This window comes from Paenibacillus sp. FSL H8-0332 (genome assembly GCF_037963835.1).
Classification (GTDB): Bacteria; Bacillota; Bacilli; order Paenibacillales; family Paenibacillaceae; genus Paenibacillus_AQ; species Paenibacillus_AQ rhizoplanae.
In genome coordinates, this window is the sequence record NZ_CP150145.1 from 6,398,927 (window position 1) to 6,414,286 (window position 15,360).

Annotated in this window: 8 protein-coding genes, 1 tRNA gene and 3 rRNA genes; all 12 read right to left on the minus strand. The window is 51.8% G+C overall.

Annotation, left to right across the window (positions count from 1 at the left end; all coding sequences use genetic code 11):
- Positions 1-21 precede the first annotated feature (21 nt).
- The 12 genes from pssA to NST43_RS27955 all read right to left on the minus strand — a co-directional run bounded on the left by pssA (position 22) and on the right by NST43_RS27955 (position 15,219).
- Positions 22-759: a CDP-diacylglycerol--serine O-phosphatidyltransferase gene (gene pssA, locus NST43_RS27900; protein WP_209994305.1), complete on the minus strand. Its 738-nt coding sequence runs from the start codon at positions 757-759 to the stop codon at positions 22-24.
- A gap of 64 nt (positions 760-823) precedes the next feature.
- The gene (disA, locus tag NST43_RS27905; protein ID WP_209994304.1) at positions 824-1,900 is read right to left on the minus strand and encodes a DNA integrity scanning diadenylate cyclase DisA; all 1,077 of its coding nucleotides are present in this window, start codon (positions 1,898-1,900) and stop codon (positions 824-826) included.
- 11 nt (positions 1,901-1,911) lie between these two features.
- Positions 1,912-3,279 (minus strand): DNA repair protein RadA, encoded by a 1,368-nt coding sequence (radA, locus tag NST43_RS27910; RefSeq protein ID WP_209994303.1) that lies wholly within the window; start codon positions 3,277-3,279, stop codon positions 1,912-1,914.
- A 219-nt stretch (positions 3,280-3,498) separates the two neighbouring features.
- The gene (clpC, locus tag NST43_RS27915) at positions 3,499-5,967 is read right to left on the minus strand and encodes an ATP-dependent protease ATP-binding subunit ClpC (RefSeq protein ID WP_209994302.1); all 2,469 of its coding nucleotides are present in this window, start codon (positions 5,965-5,967) and stop codon (positions 3,499-3,501) included.
- 36 nt (positions 5,968-6,003) lie between these two features.
- Positions 6,004-7,068, minus strand: a complete 1,065-nt coding sequence (locus NST43_RS27920; RefSeq protein ID WP_209994301.1) for a protein arginine kinase — start codon at positions 7,066-7,068, stop codon at positions 6,004-6,006.
- A 28-nt stretch (positions 7,069-7,096) separates the two neighbouring features.
- Positions 7,097-7,618: a UvrB/UvrC motif-containing protein gene (locus NST43_RS27925; protein WP_209994300.1), complete on the minus strand. Its 522-nt coding sequence runs from the start codon at positions 7,616-7,618 to the stop codon at positions 7,097-7,099.
- A 29-nt stretch (positions 7,619-7,647) separates the two neighbouring features.
- Positions 7,648-8,109, minus strand: a complete 462-nt coding sequence (locus NST43_RS27930; protein WP_209994299.1) for a CtsR family transcriptional regulator — start codon at positions 8,107-8,109, stop codon at positions 7,648-7,650.
- Positions 8,110-8,469: 360 nt separating this feature from the next.
- Positions 8,470-9,642, minus strand: a complete 1,173-nt coding sequence (locus NST43_RS27935) for a GNAT family N-acetyltransferase (RefSeq protein WP_339220580.1) — start codon at positions 9,640-9,642, stop codon at positions 8,470-8,472.
- A 434-nt stretch (positions 9,643-10,076) separates the two neighbouring features.
- Positions 10,077-10,193 (minus strand): 5S ribosomal RNA (rrf, locus tag NST43_RS27940).
- 77 nt (positions 10,194-10,270) lie between these two features.
- Positions 10,271-13,201 (minus strand): 23S ribosomal RNA (locus NST43_RS27945).
- Between the two features lie 256 nt (positions 13,202-13,457).
- Positions 13,458-13,533: transfer RNA gene (locus NST43_RS27950), tRNA-Ala, on the minus strand.
- 127 nt (positions 13,534-13,660) lie between these two features.
- Positions 13,661-15,219: ribosomal RNA gene (locus NST43_RS27955) — 16S ribosomal RNA — on the minus strand.
- Together the 16S, 23S and 5S rRNA genes with 1 tRNA gene alongside form the textbook arrangement of a ribosomal RNA operon.
- Positions 15,220-15,360: the final 141 nt, after the last annotated feature.

Consider the following 15,360-nt stretch of genomic DNA (forward strand, 5'->3'; position numbering starts at 1 on the left):
GAGATAAGTTCTAAAGAAGGGCTAGCCGTTCTTGGAATGATATACCTTATCCTCCGTGCGTCTTCTGCGGCGGCGTTGCCGGCGGACCTTAAACAGTCCCAGGCTCTGCCTGAAGCCATACAAAGCGTACAGCGCAAGCAGTCCAAAGATCAGCTTGGCAATCTGCTCGGGGAAGACAACAGCAACGGCTACAGCAAGCACTATGACAAGAGGTGCGCCTACAACCGCTTTTTTGGGAAAACCAATCTTCTTGAAGTTAGGATACTTCACAGTGCTGACCATCAGATAAGAGAGCAGCAATGTAGCCACAATCATGAATGGTGCAGATACATCCTTATGGAAAAGTGCAAGCGTGGCGAGAACCCCACCCGCAGCAGGAATCGGCAATCCTACGAAATATCCGGGAATCCCCGGGCGGACATTGAACCGGGCCAGACGCAAGGCTCCGAATACTGGGAAGATCGCTGTGATCGTCCACCCCAGTGCAGGGTTCAACTCCTGCAGACTTGTCAAATACATAATCAGTGCCGGCGCTACTCCGAAAGAAACTACATCGGATAATGAATCCAGCTCCTTGCCGAATTCACTCTCACATTTCAGCGCACGGGCCACACGGCCATCCAGCCCATCGAGCAGCATCGCGATAATCACCATGATAGCGGCCATGCTCAGCTTACCGTCAAACGCCATCATGATACCAAACATTCCAAGCATCAGATTACCAATCGTAAAAAGACTTGGAATTGATTTTTGTATCATTTCTTCACCTCAGTTTTCCTACTTGTACTGCATGGGACTGCGACATTACGTGATTGTATGGTATTTACATTTGTCTGTCAATAAGAACTTGTTTCTGGAGCCGCTTCAGCCCATCCTGAATATTGCGTGCGCGGATCTCACCGATGCCGTCTACTTCATCAAGTTCAGCAATGCTTGCCTTCATCAGGTTAGGCAGCATTTCGAAGCGTTCTACCAAATTGTGAATGATTACATTCGGCAGCCTTGGAATCTTGTTCAGCAGGCGGTAACCGCGCGGAGTCACAGCTTCTTCGGAGGAAATGGCTGTCGAGGAATAGCCCAGCAAGCGGGCAATATGGTTGTCATCCATCAGTTCATCATCACTGCTGCGCTTCAGCCCGGCAATGATCTCACGGATCTTGTCCTCCTGCTCCACTCTTGCATAGTCTCTGTACAGAAGCCATGCGTCTTCCTCAGTATTTCCAACCAATTCTTCCATCTGCATGCTGATCAGCCGGCCTTCATTGCCAAGCTCGTTGATGTAACGTTTAATTTCCATTTTGATTCTCAGAACCATCTCCACCCGCTGAATCACACCGACGACCTCCGCCACCGTTACAATCCCCTCGTATTCGGAAGCAGACAGGTTGGTCAGCCCTTGTGTCAGAACGGCTTTGTACTTCTCCAGGGTCTGAATCGCCTGGTTGGCTTTGGCCAGAATCGCACCGATTTCCTTGAGCGCGTAACGGATGGAGCCCTGATACAGCGTAATAATATTACGGCGCTGGGAAATGGAAACAACCAGCTTGCCGGTCTGCTTCGCTACACGTTCAGCCGTCCGGTGACGGATTCCTGTCTCGATCGAAGAGATGGAAGAATCGGGGATAAGCTGTGTGTTGGCGTACAGAATCCGCTTCAGATCCTCGCTCAGAATAATCGCTCCGTCCATTTTGGCCAGCTCGTATAAATAATTGGGCGAAAAATCGCAGTTAATGGAGAAGCCGCCATCGACAACCTCCATGACTTCCGGACTATATCCGACAACAATCAGTGCCCCGGTCTTCGCGCGAAGCACGTTCTCCAGCCCCTCCCGGAAGGGTGTTCCGGGTGCGGCCATTCTAAGCAGATCATTCATATTATCTAATGGATTATATTCTTTCATGTCTGTGCCCCCTAATCTAACGCGACCGCTAGTGCCTGTGCTACTGTGCTGACGCCTATAATCTGGATATCCTGCGGATGCTTCCAGCCCTTCAGACTCTTCTCGGGCATAATCACCCGCCGGAAGCCAAGCTTGGCCGCCTCCTTCACCCGCATCTCAGCGCGTGATACCCCTCTCACCTCACCGGTAAGCCCTACCTCCCCGAAAAACACATCATAAGGCTTAGTCGGAAAATCACGGAAGCTGGAGGCGATGCTGACGGCAACAGCCAAATCCACCGCCGGCTCATCCAGCTTCACCCCTCCCGCGACATTGAGGTAAGCGTCCTGATTCTGCAGGAACATGCCCATCCGCTTCTCCAGTACAGCAATGATCAGCGCCATTCTCTGATGATCCATACCTGTGCACATTCTGCGGGGCGAAGGGAAATGTGTCGAAGCAACCAGCGCCTGCAATTCAACAAGAACGGGTCTTGTGCCCTCCATGCTGGCTACCACAGCTGAACCGGCCACGCCGAGCGGGCGCTCGGACAAGAACAGCTCTGACGGGTTCTCCACCTCGGTCAGCCCGATTTCCCCCATTTCAAAAATGCCGATCTCATTGGTGGAGCCGAAGCGGTTCTTCACCGCACGCAGCAGACGGTACGTATGATGGCGTTCTCCTTCAAAGTAAAGGACACAATCCACCATGTGCTCCAGCATACGCGGGCCGGCAATAGCGCCTTCCTTCGTTACATGCCCTACAAGCACTGTGGCAATTCCCCGGATCTTGGCGATTCGCATGAATCTTGTCGTACATTCCCGCACCTGTGCCACACTGCCCGGCGCACTGGTTACCTCCGGCATAAATACAGTCTGGATCGAGTCAATAACCAGAAATTGAGGCTGAATCTGCTCAATCGCTTCCTCGATACTCTCCATGTTCGTCTCACATAGAACGTACAATTCCGCAGACAGTGCTCCGAGGCGGTCGGCCCGCAGCTTAGTCTGCCGCACGGATTCTTCCCCCGAAATGTACAGAACGCGCAGTCCCTGAGTGGTAAGGGCATGCGAAGTCTGAAGCAGCAGTGTGGATTTCCCGATTCCGGGGTCGCCTCCAACCAGCACCAGCGAGCCGGGTACGATCCCTCCGCCTAGCACGCGGTTAAGCTCACCGATGCCCGTCAGAATACGCGGCTCCTTGTCACTTTCTATATTTATGATCGATTGCGCCTTTTCTTTACTCTGAAAAATAGGTGCATTCATGCCTTGTGTTTTGACGACGCTTTCCGTTTCTTCTACCATCGAGTTCCATTCCTGGCAGCCCGGGCACTTACCGAACCATTTCGGTGATTCGTAGCCGCATTCGGTACAGAAAAATTTTGTTTTAGGTTTAGCCATGTGCACTCCTTACCGTCCGAACTTGCTAAAATTGCGGATATTTTTCTCTTATTCAAAGTTTACCATTTCTGCACACTTAACGGAAGGACACTTAAGATCTACTTTTCATTTGCGTCTTCATTTAGGCATGTCTAGGTCATGCCTGATGGGCTGGTTACAAACAAAGCTCCCGCCCCTCTATACGGAGGAGCGGGAGCTTTGTTTCATTTTCCGGAACAATTATTCAGTTTCGACTGTTTTTTCCAGGGAGACCTCTGCCGGTGCTTCAACGGTGGTAACAACCAGTTCGCCGTTAACCTCATCAATGTTAAGGGAATCCCCCTTCTTGATGTTTCCTTTGAGCAGCTCTTCGGAGAGGCGGTCTTCGATATGCTTCTGAATCGCCCGGCGGAGCGGACGGGCACCGAAGGCCGGGTCGTAGCCCTCTTTAGCCAGGAATGCTTTGGCAGCATCCGTCAGCAGGAAATCTACATCGTGCTCTCGCAGACGCTTGCGCAGCTCCTCGGACATCAGGGTAACGATCTCGGCGATATGCTTCTCATCCAGGGAGTGGAAGACAATGATCTCGTCGATCCGGTTCAGGAACTCAGGGCGGAAGCTCTTCTTCAGCTCTTCCATTACCTTACCCTTCATATTGCCGTAATCGGCACCGGCATCCTGTACCGCGGTGAAGCCTAGAGTCGAATTCTTACGGATCGCTTGTGCGCCTACGTTAGAGGTCAGGATAATCAGTGTATTACGGAAATCGACCACGCGGCCTTTGGAATCGGTCAGACGGCCGTCTTCCAGCACCTGCAGCAGAATGTTGAACACTTCAGGGTGAGCCTTCTCAATCTCATCCAGCAGGACCACGGAATATGGCTTGCGGCGTACCTTCTCCGTAAGCTGTCCGCCTTCTTCATATCCTACATATCCTGGAGGAGCCCCAACCAGACGCGAGGTGGAGTGCTTCTCCATGTATTCCGACATGTCGATGCGGATTACCGCATTCTCGTCACCGAACATCGCTTCGGCAAGTGCCCGTGCCAGCTCGGTTTTACCAACCCCTGTGGGTCCGAGGAAGATGAAGGAGCCCATCGGACGTTTCGGGTCCTTCAGACCCGCACGTGCCCGGCGGAGTGCCCGGCTGACAGCCTTAACGGCTTCATCCTGTCCAATTACCCGTTCATGAAGCAAAGACTCCATGTTCAGCAGACGGTCCGTCTCTTCTTCCTTCAGCTTGCTGACCGGAATGCCGGTCCAGCTGGCAACCACCTGTGCGATATCCTCAGGCGTAACCTGAGAATCGGTGCGGCCCTGCTTTTCTTTCCACTGGTTCTTCGTAGTATCCAGCTCTTCCCGAATTTTCTGCTCGGTATCGCGCAGTGCAGCAGCCTTCTCGAATTCCTGGCTTTGTACTGCGGAATCCTTCTCCTTGCGGATATCATCCAGACGCATTTCGAGTTCCTTCAGATTCGGCGGAATGGTGTAAGAATTCAGTCTTACCTTGGAGCCCGCTTCATCAATCAGGTCAATCGCCTTGTCCGGCAGGAACCGGTCCGGAATATAGCGGTCCGACAGCTTGACGGCTTCCACAATGGCTTCATCCGTAATCTTCACCCGGTGATGAGCTTCATAGCGGTCGCGGAGACCGAACAGGATCTGAACGGCTTCTTCCGGCGAAGGCTGATCCACGGTGATCGGCTGGAAGCGGCGCTCCAGGGCAGCGTCCTTCTCAATATATTTGCGGTATTCATCAAGCGTAGTGGCACCGATGCATTGCAGCTCACCACGGGCTAGAGCAGGCTTCAGGATGTTGGAGGCATCAATCGCACCTTCCGCACCACCCGCACCGATCAACGTATGAAGCTCATCAATGAACAGTACGATGTTGCCCGCTTGGCGAATCTCATCCATGATTTTTTTGAGGCGGTCCTCGAACTCACCGCGGTATTTCGTACCGGCTACGACAGAACCCATATCAAGGGTCATTACGCGTTTGTCGCGCAGAGTCTCCGGAATTTCATTGTTGATGATCTTTTGGGCCAGACCTTCGGCAATCGCTGTTTTACCAACCCCCGGTTCACCAATCAGTACCGGATTATTCTTGGTCCGGCGGCTCAGCACCTGAATGACACGCTCAATTTCCTTGCTGCGGCCGATCACAGGGTCAAGGTTACCATCCTTGGCATAGGCCGTCAGATCGCGCGCCAGGCCGTCCAGCGTTGGTGTGCTAACGTTCGCCGGAGCTCCGCTGTGGCTGGAGGTGGCTTCACTGCTGCCCAGAAGCTGCAGTACCTGCTGGCGTGCCTTGTTCAGGCTAATGCCGAGATTGTTCAGCACACGAGCTGCTACACCCTCTCCTTCACGGATCAGACCGAGCAGGATATGCTCTGTTCCCACGTACGTATGACCCAGCTTGCGGGCTTCGTCCATGGACAGCTCAATCACCTTCTTGGCACGAGGAGTATAAGCGATGTTGGTCGGTTGCTCCTGACCTCTGCCAATCAGCGTTTCCACTTCATCCTGTATCTTCTCCAGACCTAGACCCAGTCCGATCAGTGCCTTAGCGGCAATGCCGTCTCCTTCACGAATCAGTCCGAGCAAAATATGTTCTGTCCCAATGTTGTTGTGTCCCAAACGTACGGCTTCTTCTTGCGCCAGCGCCAGCACCTTTTGTGCGCGTTCCGTAAATCTTCCAAACATCATATCTCCTGCACCTCCACGGATAATATATATCTATAATTAATGTTGTGATCCCAATGTCTCCCGGAGCAGCTTCGCCCGGTACATATCGCGTTCGGTGGAAGTCAGCTCGTCACCGAACAGCTTTTGCAGAAAACCAGTCTGGGTCTTGACATTCAACTCATTGAGCACTGAAATCGACGGCCCTTCCAGAATTCCAAGGTCCACACCAAGCCGCAGATCGGAGAGCCGCTGTGCGGACTCCTTAAGCTCCATCACTGCCGCATAGGACAGAATTCCGTAGGAACGTTTGATGCGGTCCGTAATCCGGAGAGCAGAGTCGACCAGCAGGCGTTCACGTGCATTCCGTTCATGCTCTATAATCTGGGTGACTACGCTGTGAAGATTCTCGATGATCTCATTCTCGGTCTGTCCCAGCGTAATCTGGTTCGAGATCTGAAAGATATTCCCTACTGCTTCGCTGCCTTCACCATAAATTCCTCTAACGGTAAGCCCCACCTGATTGACTGCGGACAAAATGCGGTTAATCTGATGAGTCATCACCAAGGCCGGCAGATGGACCATAACCGAAGCTCTCAGCCCTGTTCCCACATTGGTGGGACAACTGGTCAGGTAACCTCTGCGGTCATCAAAGGCATAATTCACAGCAGCCTCAAAAATATCGTCGATGGCAGTTGCCCTTACCCAGGCTTCTCTGACCTGCAATCCGGGGAACAGACACTGAATGCGGAGATGATCCTCCTCATTGATCATAATGCTGACCGACTCGTCCTCATTAAGAATGACTGCTCCGCCTTTGGAATCATCCGCCAGATTAGGACTGATGAGATGCTTCTCGACCAGTACCTTTTTATCCAGCTCATCCAGCTCATCCAGTCTCAGCAGCTCAAAGTTGCCGAAATCTGCAGAGGCTTCACCCTGAAAAACGGGGGCAAGCAGGTCCAGCACCTCTTCGGACTGCTCTCTTGAGGCAAGCAGCGGGAAGGGCAGATGCTCCAGATTACGTGCGATTCGCATACGGCTGCTGATTACAATCTCAGAATGACTGCCACCGCAGCGCATCCAGTCACTAAGTGCTTGTTCGGTAAACCGGAGACTTGACATGTCCAATCCCCCCTATATATCAAAGACTTTACTCTTGTGGCATTTCTTTTTCAAGCTTGCGGATTCTGTCCCTCAGCTCAGCTGCGGTCTCGAACTCCTCCTGCACAATACTCTGCTGCAATTCCTGCTTCAGCTCATCAATCTGGCGTTTGCACATGATCTGTGCACCTGCACGCTTGGGAAGCTTGCCGACATGTGCCGTACTGCCATGCACCCGTCTGAAAAGCGGGTCGAGCGTACTATCGAAATACTTATAGCAAGAGCTGCAGCCAAACCGTCCAAGCTTGCTGAACTGTGAATAGGTCATGCCGCAGTTTTCACACTGCAGACCCTGCACATTTTGCGCTGCTGTTTTGCCCTTGCCCGAGCCTTCCAGATCAAGGAGACCGGAAAGCAAGCTGTGGATAGAGAAGCCTCCCGCAGTCCCGGGAATCAGTTCACCCTTCTCCCGCGCACAGCTTTCGCAGATATGAAACTCCGTCTTCTCTCCGTTCACAATCTTCGTGAAGTGGAGTGTAGCCGGTTTGACGCCGCATTCCTGGCATAGCATGAGCGGTGTCCCTCCTACCATTTGACAAATTATTTGCCTAATAAAGAGATTAACATAGCCTTCATAAGCTTGGCACGAATCTCATCCCGGTACGGCAGATTAACCGTCAGGCATTCCCGGGAAACCGCGGACCGCATCAGACACGCTTCACGTTTGGAGAGGAAACGGGCCTCCTCCAGCTGATAAATCAGCCCTTCGGCACAATTCTGATCAATATCATTCCCTATTGTGGAGTTCAGATGTGCATACAAGGCCACATTCTGAGGCAGCTCATAGCGCTGAATCCGGATATATCCGCCACCGCCGCGTTTGCTCTCCACGACATAACCCTTTTCCAATGTGAACCGTGTACTAATGACGTAATTGATCTGAGACGGGACACAGGAGAACTGGTCCGCCAGATCATTGCGCTGAATTTCCACCGTACCTTCGGGACTTTCATGCAAAATACCTTTCAGATATTGTTCAATAATATCGGAGATATTACGCATCACTCATCCTCCAGTGTGTAAGCATTGGGTAAATCTGTACTGCGCCAACGCCTGCCGTCCAGACATGCTCTTAAGAATTTAACCCGGGCAATGCATTAAGAATCGGCTGTGATCGCCTATGCACTGCGCTTTTCTCTAAATGTTACATTCCTGAGAACGATGAGCTCGGGGCCGCGTTGACTTTGACTTTCTTTGACTTTTTCATATTATAACATATTCTCACTGAATTCCAAGGGGTTACTCTTATTTTTTACTTATTGGCTGCATTGTATTCCAGTTCCCTTTACAGATCACTGAATTGAGACGTTATGTATAGGAAAGCTCCTCCGCTTCCAAGGGAAGGGGAAGAGCCGTTCTCTGTCAGAAAAAATCGAATAATGCCGTCTCGGCCTGCGGAATCAGCGCTTCAAGCCAAGCTGTCGCCTCAGCAGTCCCCGATAATTGTCCGTACCTGGCTGCCTGATGCGGACGTTTATATCCCATCAGCAGCACAGTAAGCGTACCGATACTGCATTCAAGGTCAGCCTCTGACCGCTCGCCCTGAATCTGGGTAAACGTTGCTTCCCCCTGCTCCGACACATTCCACCGCCACAACCCGTTGTTCCAGGAAGCATGCTTATCTTCAATATAAAGCAGCCGTTCACGGTCACCCTTCGGCACATTGAAGGTCATATTCTCCACAAAAGCCTTAGCATTGACAATACGTGCCATGAAGTATGGATAATTCTCCTGCGCAATCCGCGGATCGGGGAGAAGGAAGGGAAGTATGTCATCAGCAGGCACCAGCTTCAGCTGTGCGGCTGTAATCATGGAGTCATGGTTGGCAAGAAAGGTCCACAAGCCCTGGCGGGCCAGCTCATTCACATAGATAAATTCATCAATGATCAGCTCTTGGTTCACTATTTTATACAGCACATATCCTTCCGGTTCACCCTGCTCCGAATAAAACACACCTCTGTGCGTATCCTCATCGAGCACTCTTTCTTTCCACCATTGCTCAGTGCGCAGGAGCGTGCCGTTATACCGCATGGCAAATGTATTGTACAACTGCTGAAATACTGCAATATCAGGTGTCCCGCGCTTCACAGTCCCTTGGATCTCCGTCTTATTCGGGAACTTCCCTACAGGAATGGTGTACTTCTTATATTCACAGTAGATCTCCCAGCCAAATTTACGGTAAAAAGGAATCAGGAACGGATGCAAAAAGGACAACGTTTGACCGTTCTCATTCATTGTCTTCAGCGCATGGGTCAGCAGATGGGCTACATACCCCTGCCGGCGGTTCTCCGGCCAAGTCGCGACACCGGCAATTCCCCCCATGGAAACGGGTCTGCCCTGGATACATGCCTGTAGCGGAAGAAGCGTCAGTTGTGCGCCTATTCCATCTCCTTCAAAAAGCCCCCATATCTGGTCCGGCTTAAATTTCTCCCTGGCGCGTACCCGGTCTTCCCCGGACACCTTGTACTGAAAAGCATATTCGGACAAGCTCAAGCTGTCCTCAAATTCTTCGTTCCGTAATTTCCTAATTTCCATTCTGCTCACCCCGTTAATATTTCATAGAAATCGCGACAATTATTGCTTATTAGAGAGTATAACAAGCAAATCGTCCGGATGCTAACGAGGCGCCCCGAATCGGCTTTAATACACAAGTTATCCACAGCCTTTGTACTAAAAAATAAAAAACCGGAAAGAGTTTCTTCCGGCAAAAACGAGTTATCCACGAATAGCAATTATCTATCCACATTATTCACTTTTTATCCACAAAATCGGTGTATTACTTATGTTTTTTCTTGACTCATCCCTTGAATTATGCGTTATACCCCCATCCTCCGGGGATAGATTCGTTCCTGAAATTGTATCCACATGTGTGCAACTTTTCTGTACTTACCGAAATCTATCCACAGCTTTTCCACAGCCCCGTCTGCACGCAAAAAAACCACTGTCGATTGCTCGACAATGGCTCATGTGCTTGGCAACGTCCTACTCTCCCAGGACCCTTCGGTCCAAGTACCATCGGCGCTGGAGGGCTTAACGGTCGTGTTCGGGATGGGTACGTGTGGAACCCCTCCGCTATCGCCACCAAACGGGCATTTACAGCGTAAATGCTTCAGGAAATTGATTCCTGAAAACTGAATCCGAAATGAATCTGCGTGTTAGAAATTTGGATAAGCCCTCGACCGATTAGTATTGGTCAGCTCCATGCATTGCTGCACTTCCACCTCCAACCTATCTACCTCGTCGTCTTCAAGGGGTCTTACATACTGGGAAATCTCATCTTGAGGGGGGCTTCACGCTTAGATGCTTTCAGCGCTTATCCCGTCCGTACGTAGCTACTCAGCCATGCTCCTGGCGGAACAACTGATGCACCAGCGGTACGTCCATCCCGGTCCTCTCGTACTAAGGACAGCTCCTCTCAAATTTCCTGCGCCCACGACAGATAGGGACCGAACTGTCTCACGACGTTCTGAACCCAGCTCGCGTACCGCTTTAATGGGCGAACAGCCCAACCCTTGGGACCTACTTCAGCCCCAGGATGCGATGAGCCGACATCGAGGTGCCAAACCTCCCCGTCGATGTGGACTCTTGGGGGAGATAAGCCTGTTATCCCCAGGGTAGCTTTTATCCGTTGAGCGATGGCCCTTCCATGCGGTACCACCGGATCACTAAGTCCGACTTTCGTCCCTGCTCGACTTGTAGGTCTCGCAGTCAAGCTCCCTTATGCCTTTGCACTCTGCGAATGATTTCCAACCATTCTGAGGGAACCTTTGAACGCCTCCGTTACTCTTTAGGAGGCGACCGCCCCAGTCAAACTGCCCGCCTGACACGGTCCCCGTACCCGGTAAGGGCACTAGGTTAGAACCTAGATACGATCAGGGTGGTATCCCAACGGCGCCTCCGCAGAAGCTTGCGCTCCTGCCTCACCGGCTCCCACCTATCCTGTACAGATCGTACCCAAATTCAATATCAAGCTGCAGTAAAGCTCCATGGGGTCTTTCCGTCTTGTCGCGGGTAACCTGCATCTTCACAGGTATTAAAATTTCACCGGATCTCTCGTTGAGACAGCGCCCAAGTCGTTACGCCATTCGTGCGGGTCAGAATTTACCTGACAAGGAATTTCGCTACCTTAGGACCGTTATAGTTACGGCCGCCGTTTACTGGGGCTTCGGTTCACAGCTTCGGGTTTAACCCCTAACCACTCCCCTTAACCTTCCAGCACCGGGCAGGCGTCAGCCCGTATACTTCGCCTTACGGCTTCGCACAGACCTGTGTTTTTGCTAAACAGTCGCTTGGGCCTTTTCACTGCGGCCCCCTCGGGCTATTCACCCTACCGAGGCACCTCTTCTCCCGAAGTTACGAGGTCATTTTGCCGAGTTCCTTAACGAGAGTTCTTCCGCGCGCCTTAGAATTCTCTTCTCGCCTACCTGTGTCGGTTTGCGGTACGGGCACCTTCTCCTGGCTAGAGGCTTTTCTTGGCAGTGTGAGATCATGACCTTCGCTACTGTAATTTTCGCTCCCCATCACAGCCTGGCCTTAGTAGTGTGCGGATTTGCCTACACACCAGCCTCACTGCTTAGACGGACATATCCATCAGTCCGCGTCACTACCCTCCTGCGTCACCCCATCGCTCATAGCGGATTACGGTGGTACAGTAATTTCAAACTGTTGTCCTTCGACTACGCCTTTCGGCCTCGCCTTAGGTCCCGACTTACCCTGAGCGGACGAGCCTTCCTCAGGAAACCTTGGGCTTTCGGCGGATCAGATTCTCACTGATCTTTTCGTTACTCATACCGGCATTCTCACTTGTATGCTGTCCAGCGCTCCTTACGGTACACCTTCAACCTACATACAACGCTCCCCTACCCCAGATGCAAAGCATCTAGCCATAGCTTCGGTGGTGTGTTTAGCCCCGTTACATTTTCGGCGCAGAGTCACTCGACCAGTGAGCTATTACGCACTCTTTCAATGGTGGCTGCTTCTAAGCCAACATCCTGGTTGTCTGTGCAACTCCACATCCTTTCCCACTTAACACACACTTGGGGACCTTAGCTGATGGTCTGGGCTGTTTCCCTTTTGACAATGGATCTTAGCACTCACTGTCTGACTCCCGGCAAGAAGTACATGGCATTCGGAGTTTGACTGAGCTTGGTAACCCTTGCGGGCCCCGCACCCAATCAGTGCTCTACCTCCACGACTCCATTCACCGAGGCTAGCCCTAAAGCTATTTCGGGGAGAACCAGCTATCTCCGAGTTCGATTGGAATTTCTCCGCTACCCCCACCTCATCCCCGCATTTTTCAACATGCGTGGGTTCGGGCCTCCAGTGCGTGTTACCGCACCTTCACCCTGGACAGGGGTAGATCACACGGTTTCGGGTCTACGTCCACATACTCATTCGCCCTATTCAGACTCGCTTTCGCTGCGGCTCCGGCTTCTCACCTTAACCTTGCATGTTAAACGTAACTCGCCGGTTCATTCTACAAAAGGCACGCCATCACCCAGTTATAGGGCTCTGACTTTTTGTAAGCACACGGTTTCAGGTTCTATTTCACTCCCCTTCCGGGGTGCTTTTCACCTTTCCCTCACGGTACTGTTTCACTATCGGTCGCCAGGTAGTATTTAGCCTTAGCAGATGGTCCTGCTGGATTCATACGGGGTTTCACGTGCCCCGCACTACTCGGGATCCGTCTCGGAGAGAACACAGTTTAGGCTACAGGGCTTTTACCTCTATCGCGGGCCTTTCCAGACCTCTTCGCCTACCATATTCCTTTGTAACTCCATGTGAGACGTCCCACAACCCCAAGAGGCAAGCCCCTTGGTTTAGGCTGTTCCGCGTTCGCTCGCCGCTACTGACGGAATCACTATTGTTTTCTCTTCCTCAGGGTACTTAGATGTTTCAGTTCCCCTGGTCTGCCTCTGCGTATCCTATGTATTCAGATACGAGTAACTGCGAATTACCACAGCTGGGTTTCCCCATTCGGACACCCCCGGATCAAAGCTTGCTTACAGCTCCCCGAGGCAGTTTCGTTGTTCGCCACGTCCTTCGTCGGCTCCTGGCGCCTAGGCATCCTCCGTGTGCTCTTAGTAGCTTAACCAAATCGCTCCGGTATTGGCTCATTCGCTCATCTTGTTTTGAATAGCGCATCCGGATTACTCCGCCTGCTGGAATATTCAAAGCCAAAAGTCCCTCATAATCCAAAACCATCGCTCAGTATCGCTAAAAACTTCAAAACTTGTTTACACAAGTTCAGCTTAAAGGAATGTTCTAAAACGCAAATTCATTTCGGTATCCAGTTTTCAAGGATCAAGTTGTATCCAGTATTTCAGACATGACAAATAGATGAAGTTTGTTGGTGGAGCCAAGCGGGATCGAACCGCTGACCTCCTGCTTGCAAGGCAGGCGCTCTCCCAGCTGAGCTATGGCCCCGCAAATTCCATCAAAACCGAACAAATGGAAACGCTCAAGGCTTTACAAAGTAAAGCCTGCTTCAGGAAGTAAGCTTCCTGAAGACTTTTATTTGAATGTTTCCGTTGCAGGAAACGATTCTCCATAGAAAGGAGGTGATCCAGCCGCACCTTCCGATACGGCTACCTTGTTACGACTTCACCCCAATCATCTACCCCACCTTCGGCGGCTGGCTCCCTTGCGGGTTACCCCACCGACTTCGGGTGTTGTAAACTCTCGTGGTGTGACGGGCGGTGTGTACAAGACCCGGGAACGTATTCACCGCGGCATGCTGATCCGCGATTACTAGCAATTCCGACTTCATGCAGGCGAGTTGCAGCCTGCAATCCGAACTGAGACCGGCTTTGCTGGGATTGGCTCCACCTCGCGGCTTCGCTTCCCGTTGTACCGGCCATTGTAGTACGTGTGTAGCCCAGGTCATAAGGGGCATGATGATTTGACGTCATCCCCACCTTCCTCCGGTTTGTCACCGGCAGTCACTCTAGAGTGCCCAGCTCAACCTGCTGGCAACTAAAGTCAAGGGTTGCGCTCGTTGCGGGACTTAACCCAACATCTCACGACACGAGCTGACGACAACCATGCACCACCTGTCTCAACTTTCCCCGAAGGGCACCTGATGCATCTCTGCTTCGTTAGTTGGATGTCAAGACCTGGTAAGGTTCTTCGCGTTGCTTCGAATTAAACCACATACTCCACTGCTTGTGCGGGTCCCCGTCAATTCCTTTGAGTTTCAGTCTTGCGACCGTACTCCCCAGGCGGAGTGCTTACTGTGTTAACTTCGGCACCAAGGGTATCGAAACCCCTAACACCTAGCACTCATCGTTTACGGCGTGGACTACCAGGGTATCTAATCCTGTTTGCTCCCCACGCTTTCGCGCCTCAGCGTCAGTTACAGCCCAGAAAGTCGCCTTCGCCACTGGTGTTCCTCCACATATCTACGCATTTCACCGCTACACGTGGAATTCCACTTTCCTCTTCTGTACTCAAGTCACCCAGTTTCCAGTGCGACCTCAGGTTGAGCCCAAGGTTTAAACACCAGACTTAAATGACCGCCTGCGCGCGCTTTACGCCCAATAATTCCGGACAACGCTTGCCCCCTACGTATTACCGCGGCTGCTGGCACGTAGTTAGCCGGGGCTTTCTTCTCAGGTACCGTCACTCCGGCAGCAGTTACTCTACCGGACGTTCTTCCCTGGCAACAGAGCTTTACGATCCGAAAACCTTCATCACTCACGCGGCATTGCTCCGTCAGGCTTGCGCCCATTGCGGAAGATTCCCTACTGCTGCCTCCCGTAGGAGTCTGGGCCGTGTCTCAGTCCCAGTGTGGCCGTTCACCCTCTCAGGTCGGCTACGCATCGTCGCCTTGGTGAGCCGTTACCCCACCAACTAGCTAATGCGCCGCAGGCCCATCCCCAAGCAGCAGATTGCTCCGCCTTTCATTCTCTCTTCAGGAGAGGAAAGAAATTATCCGGTATTAGCTACCGTTTCCGGTAGTTATCCCAGTCTTGAGGGCAGGTTGCCTACGTGTTACTCACCCGTCCGCCGCTAAGTTAATCAGGAGCAAGCTCCATCATAACTCCGCTCGACTTGCATGTATTAGGCATGCCGCCAGCGTTCGTCCTGAGCCAGGATCAAACTCTCCAAATTGGTATTTAGAAAGAGCGATTGCTCATTTTGAAACTGACGATTCATTAAATGAATCTTGTAAAAATCAAAGCGTTCCATTTGTTCAGTTTTCAAAGAACTTGCTCCCGGCATTTCAACGTTATGTATCTTGCACAGGAATTA

What these genes read in the sequence shown, in the direction of transcription:
- NST43_RS27925 (WP_209994300.1), bottom strand. Translation starts at nt 7,618, where the DNA reads ATGCTATGCCAGGAATGCGGCGTCAAACCGGCTACACTCCACTTCACG.
- pssA (WP_209994305.1), bottom strand. Translation starts at nt 759, where the DNA reads ATGATACAAAAATCAATTCCAAGTCTTTTTACGATTGGTAATCTGATG.
- NST43_RS27920 (WP_209994301.1), bottom strand. Translation starts at nt 7,068, where the DNA reads ATGTCAAGTCTCCGGTTTACCGAACAAGCACTTAGTGACTGGATGCGC.
- NST43_RS27935 (WP_339220580.1), bottom strand. Translation starts at nt 9,642, where the DNA reads ATGGAAATTAGGAAATTACGGAACGAAGAATTTGAGGACAGCTTGAGC.
- disA (WP_209994304.1), bottom strand. Translation starts at nt 1,900, where the DNA reads ATGAAAGAATATAATCCATTAGATAATATGAATGATCTGCTTAGAATG.
- NST43_RS27930 (WP_209994299.1), bottom strand. Translation starts at nt 8,109, where the DNA reads ATGCGTAATATCTCCGATATTATTGAACAATATCTGAAAGGTATTTTG.
- clpC (WP_209994302.1), bottom strand. Translation starts at nt 5,967, where the DNA reads ATGATGTTTGGAAGATTTACGGAACGCGCACAAAAGGTGCTGGCGCTG.
- radA (WP_209994303.1), bottom strand. Translation starts at nt 3,279, where the DNA reads ATGGCTAAACCTAAAACAAAATTTTTCTGTACCGAATGCGGCTACGAA.